Origin of the sequence: Armatimonas sp. (genome assembly GCF_031410135.1) — a bacterium.
Taxonomy (GTDB): domain Bacteria; phylum Armatimonadota; class Armatimonadia; order Armatimonadales; family Armatimonadaceae; genus Armatimonas.
The window spans coordinates 1-4,591 of record NZ_JANNYP010000529.1 but is presented as its reverse complement, the minus strand read 5'-3'; the positions used below and the strand labels follow the sequence as shown (position 1 = coordinate 4,591).

The following is a 4,591-nucleotide window of genomic DNA, read 5'->3' as shown; positions in this document are numbered from 1 at the left end:
GGCCTGCAAGTCATGCACATGGACTTTATTCTCGGCCACGTGAAAGCCTAGCTCATCAGTGCTACCGTAGGTAAGCCCGCCTTTAATCCCGCCACCCGCCAGCCACATCGTGTAGGCTTGTGGGTGGTGATCACGGCCCTGGGAGCGCCCCAGAGCGGGATTGTTCTCCACCATGGGCGTACGCCCAAACTCTCCCCCCCAGACAACGAGAGTTTCATCAAGTAGCCCGCGCTGCTTGAGGTCTTTTACCAGCGCCGCCGATGCCTGGTCGGTCTCTTTGCACTTACCACGGCTTGTCCCCGCCACATCGGAGTGGGCATCCCAGCCCTCATGGTAGATATTGACAAAGCGCACGCCGCGCTCGATCATGCGCCGTGCCAGCAGGCAGGCTCGTGCGAAGCTGGGCTTGTCAGGGTCGCAGCCGTACATCGCTAGGGTCTCTTTGCTCTCCGATTTTAAGTCCATCAGCTCTGGGGCTGAGGTCTGGAGCTGGAAGGCAAGCTCGTAGCTGGCAATGCGGGAAGCGATCTCCGGGTCGGTGTCGCGCCGGTTTAAGTTTCCGAGTAAGTCCAGCGTCTCGCGCTGTAGCCTTGCGTCCACGCCCGCCGGGTTGCTGACATCTAAAATCGGATCGCCCGAGTTACGCAGGCGCACTCCCGCGTACTTGGTGGGTAGAAAGCCACTCGACCAGTTGGCCGCGCCGCCCGAGATGCCCGCGCCCGTGCTCATCACCACAAAGTCTGGCAGGTTCTTCGCCCCTGCTCCGAGGCCATAGACCACCCACGAGCCCATCGCGGGCCGTCCGGGCTGGCCATTGCCCGTGTTCCAGAAGATCTGCGCCGGGGCATGATTGAACTGATCGGTGCTCACCGACTGCACCAAGCAAATATCATCGGCGATGCTTCCCAGATGCGGCAGAAGCTCCGAGAGCTCCATCTGGCACTGCCCGTGCTTTGCAAACTTAAAGCGCGGCCCCAGGACAGCGGCATCGGCGCGGATAAAGGCGTAGCGCTGGTCTTTGTACACAGAGGGAGGGAGGGGCTTGCCCTCTAATTTCACCAGCTCGGGTTTGTAGGTAAAGAGATCGAGCTGCGAAGGAGCGCCCGCCATAAACAAGTGGATCACGTGTTTTGCCCGCCCTCCTCCCCGGCCCTCCTCCCGATAACGGGAGGAGGGAGAGTTAGCCTGCGCGATGCCCTCGGTTAGCAGCCCTGCTAGGGCGAGCTTGCCCACACCAACACCACACTCCTCGAAGAAGTGCCGCCGCGTGAGGCTTAAGTTCCGATTTCGTTCGTTCATGATAAAAGTGTCTTTGCCCACTGCACATCTTCGGGTCGCAGAATGGGAAACGGCGGTTGAGAGTAATCTATAGTCTCACCATAGCGTCCTCCATCATATACAGCCGTAAAGACTTCTTGCAAGTCGAGCGCAATGTCGGGAAGTTCTTCGGTCAGGGGAACTGCGACGCGTGGAAGTCGCTCTCGAAGACCAAATGCCCAGGTAGAGAAGCGCCAAGAACCATCGCCACGGTGCAAGCAGGCTGTGTATTCTTTTCCAGACTCGGAGGGTTTGGGGAGTGCAATAGTATGCTCTCCTGCTCGAAGCAGATCAATCTCTAAGAAATGAACATCGCTTCGCAGTAAGTCATATTGCTTACGGCGGTACTCTTCCCTACCTCGCCCGGACATTTTGTTGGCAAGACTCAGAAGCTCAATAACGGTCACGATCTGTCCGCCTTGTTTAACAGAGCGTATCTCGACAAAGCTCTCTCGCACTTCTTCGGGAGGTGTAAAATAGACTATAGGCTTATCAATCACAGCAGCGCTCACGGCTCCTGTTGGACGCTCGGGAACTTGACGTGTGAGAGCGATATCGGGGTAGATAGAGCGATCTGGCTCGACCACATAAAGCCTCTCCTCCGTGCGTGCCACAAAACCCAGCGGAAGAGTGGCGTTTAGGGCGACACGTACCTCAACAAGAAAACTGGAGTGTACATCGCGCCAGTAGTCAGGGGATTCCAGATAAGGATCCATTCCGGGAAAAGGGCTTGGCATGGTCTATAGCTCCAGGGTTTGCAGAGTGAAGATGATTAACTCGTGTCGTATGTCCGGACGGCGGGTATGGAACTTGGTCATGGCGCTATTTTACCCGGATTACGCCGCCCCATTTCATGGGGCGGTCTCACGGGGCAGTCTATCGTTTTACAATCGCCTCATCAAGGTTCAGAATGGCGCGAGCCAGTGCTGTCCAGGCGGCCTGCTCGGGCGTTGCCGTGTCGCTGCCACAGAGAGCTTTTGCACTGAGCTCACCGCTGGCAAAGCGTTTGGTTTGTTTTTCGTAAAATGCGCTTAGAGCCGCGAGCTCGTCCCAGTCAGGCGGGCGGGTGATGACGCGTCGGAAGAGCCGGGCGACGCGGGTTTCGAGCAGGCCGGGTTCGCTGAGTTGGCGCTTGCCCAGCGCCTGTGCGGCCTCCATAAAGACGGTGTCGTTCAGGAGTGTAAGGGCCTGAAGCGGCGTGTTGCTGATGTCGCGGCGTGCGACACAGGCCTCGCCGCTGGGGCCGTCGAAGGTCTGGAACATGGCGTAGGGCGCGGTGCGCTTTGCAAACGTATAGAGCCCGCGCCGGTAGCGATCCTCTCCCGTGCTGACATTCCAGGCGAGCGCTCCGTAGGCTCCCTCGGTGGTCACGCTCGCGGGCTGGGGCGGGAAGACACTGGGGCCACCGAGCTTGGGCGAGAGTAGGCCACTGGCGGCCAGCGCATGATCGCGCACGAGCTCCGCATCCAGGCGCACCCGTGGGCCACGAGAGAGCCACTTATTCTCCGGGTCTTTGGCGAGCGCCTGTGGTGTCACTTTCGACGACTGCCGGTAGGTTGCTGACATCACGATGCGCTTGTGGAGTGTCTTCTGGCTCCAGCCATGGCGCATGAACTCCACGGCGAGGTTGTCGAGGAGCTCCGGGTGGGTTGGTGGCGTTCCCTGGTAGCCAAAGTCCTCGGTGGTCTTGACGATTCCCTTACCAAAGAACGCCGCCCAAGCCCGATTGACAATCACCCGCGCCGTCAGCGGGTTCTGCGGACTCACTAGCCAGCGCGCAAAGGCTAGCCGATCCGTGCCCTTTACTGCGGGGAGCACCGCGGGTGCTCCCACGGTCACTTTCTGAGTAGGCTGGAGGAACTCGCCGCGGTTGTGGATGAACGTGGCGCGGGGGTTCTCCTTAGGACGCTCGATAAAGACGAGGGTAGTGGGGGGCTGTGGGAGGGATTTACGGAGCGCCTCCAGCTCGGTGCGGGCGCTGGCGAGCTCGGGGGCGACGCGGACAAACTGAGTGCGGAGCGCTGCGTCGTCGTTTCTTGCTAGCGCGTCTTCCAGCTCGGGGAGGAGGGCTAGTTTTCCGGCTCGGGAATCGGTGGTTACCGAGAGACGGAACTTGCCCAGCCCGGCGGTATAGTACTGCTCAAAGACCATGGAGAGCGCAAGGGTGTTTGTTTCGAGAGGCTTCTCAAACGTAAAGACGGCCACACTGGGCTTGCCTTGGGAACCATTGATACTCCAGCCCGTCTGTGGGTTGGTATCCAGCGCGTTCTGTGCATTGCCAACATTGGAGACGCCCTTGACCAGCTTACCGACACTGGTGGTCAGAGTGCTCAGGTGAAAGTCCCCGTGCGGGCCTTCGTAGGCGACCCGCCCAGGGCCATGGCGGGGCAGGCGATCGTCGGGGAGGGCTTCGAGGCGCACCGCGGTGACTCCCGGAGGTAGGTTGGCCAGCTGAAGCTCATAGACATCACGCTTGGTGCCATCGCCGCTCACGTAGACAACGCCGTCGGGCTGTATGGTGAGCAGTGGCAAGTTTGAGCTTGCCTTAGTCGGCTTGACTACGTCCCAGCGCACGGCGGCGGCTTGCTGCGCAGTCTTCCACGTCACAAACGCTTTCTCATAGGCCGCACGCTTGCGCGGCTCAATAGGCGTAGGATTCGAGTCGGGCTGCGGGGTAGCGAGGCTCAGGCGGAACTTGCCCAGTGTGTGCTGGCCACCGTAGTCCTGCTTGAGCGTGACCGTCCACTTCTGGGCTGCAAGTGGTTTGGCGAGATGAAACGTCGCCGCCCGGTTCACATTCCAGTTGCCCTCACCATGGATCGCCCAGCCCGTGCCAGGCTTGCCGTCGAGCGCGGCCTGTGCCGAGAAGCCCTCTTGGGCGAAGTCATGCTCACCACGTGCTAGCTTCACCGGCTTGCCATCGGCCTTCACCTCGATCTCCGTGAGAACAAAGTTCCCGTGCGCCGTTCGTCCCGGCCCCATCCCACCCAGCGCGGGATCGGTGAGGGCTTCGAGGCGAAGCGCGGAGACGGGTTCTGTACTACCTGCCAGAGTCAGCGTGTAGGTATCTTTATCGGGAACCGCGCCTGAGATAAAGACCGCACGGTCAGGCCGAACCTCAGGTTTAGCTCCCGAGGCCACCTTGACATTCTCCGTTGCAGGAGCACTCCAGCGCAGGGGAAGTGCCAGCGGCCAGCTCTCGGCGAGCGTGGTCTCGCGCTCTGTGATTGTCTTCTCCACCTCGGCACGTTTCTTGGCCAGCTCGGGCGTGACC

Annotated in this window: 3 protein-coding genes; all 3 read right to left on the bottom strand. The window is 60.4% G+C overall.

Features of this window, described 5'->3' with window-relative positions:
• Positions 1-1,299, bottom strand: a 1,299-nt coding sequence (locus RMO15_RS19745; RefSeq protein ID WP_309715830.1) for a DUF1501 domain-containing protein, incomplete at its 3' end; no start/stop codon positions are given.
• On the bottom strand, positions 1,296-2,054 hold the full coding sequence (locus RMO15_RS19740) for a DUF4058 family protein (RefSeq protein ID WP_309715827.1): 759 nt from the start codon (positions 2,052-2,054) through the stop codon (positions 1,296-1,298). The genes RMO15_RS19745 and RMO15_RS19740, both read right to left, overlap by 4 nt.
• Before the next feature lie 139 nt (positions 2,055-2,193).
• Positions 2,194-4,591 (bottom strand): DUF1553 domain-containing protein (locus RMO15_RS19735; protein ID WP_309715824.1); only part of this gene is annotated, 2,398 nt, incomplete at its 5' end.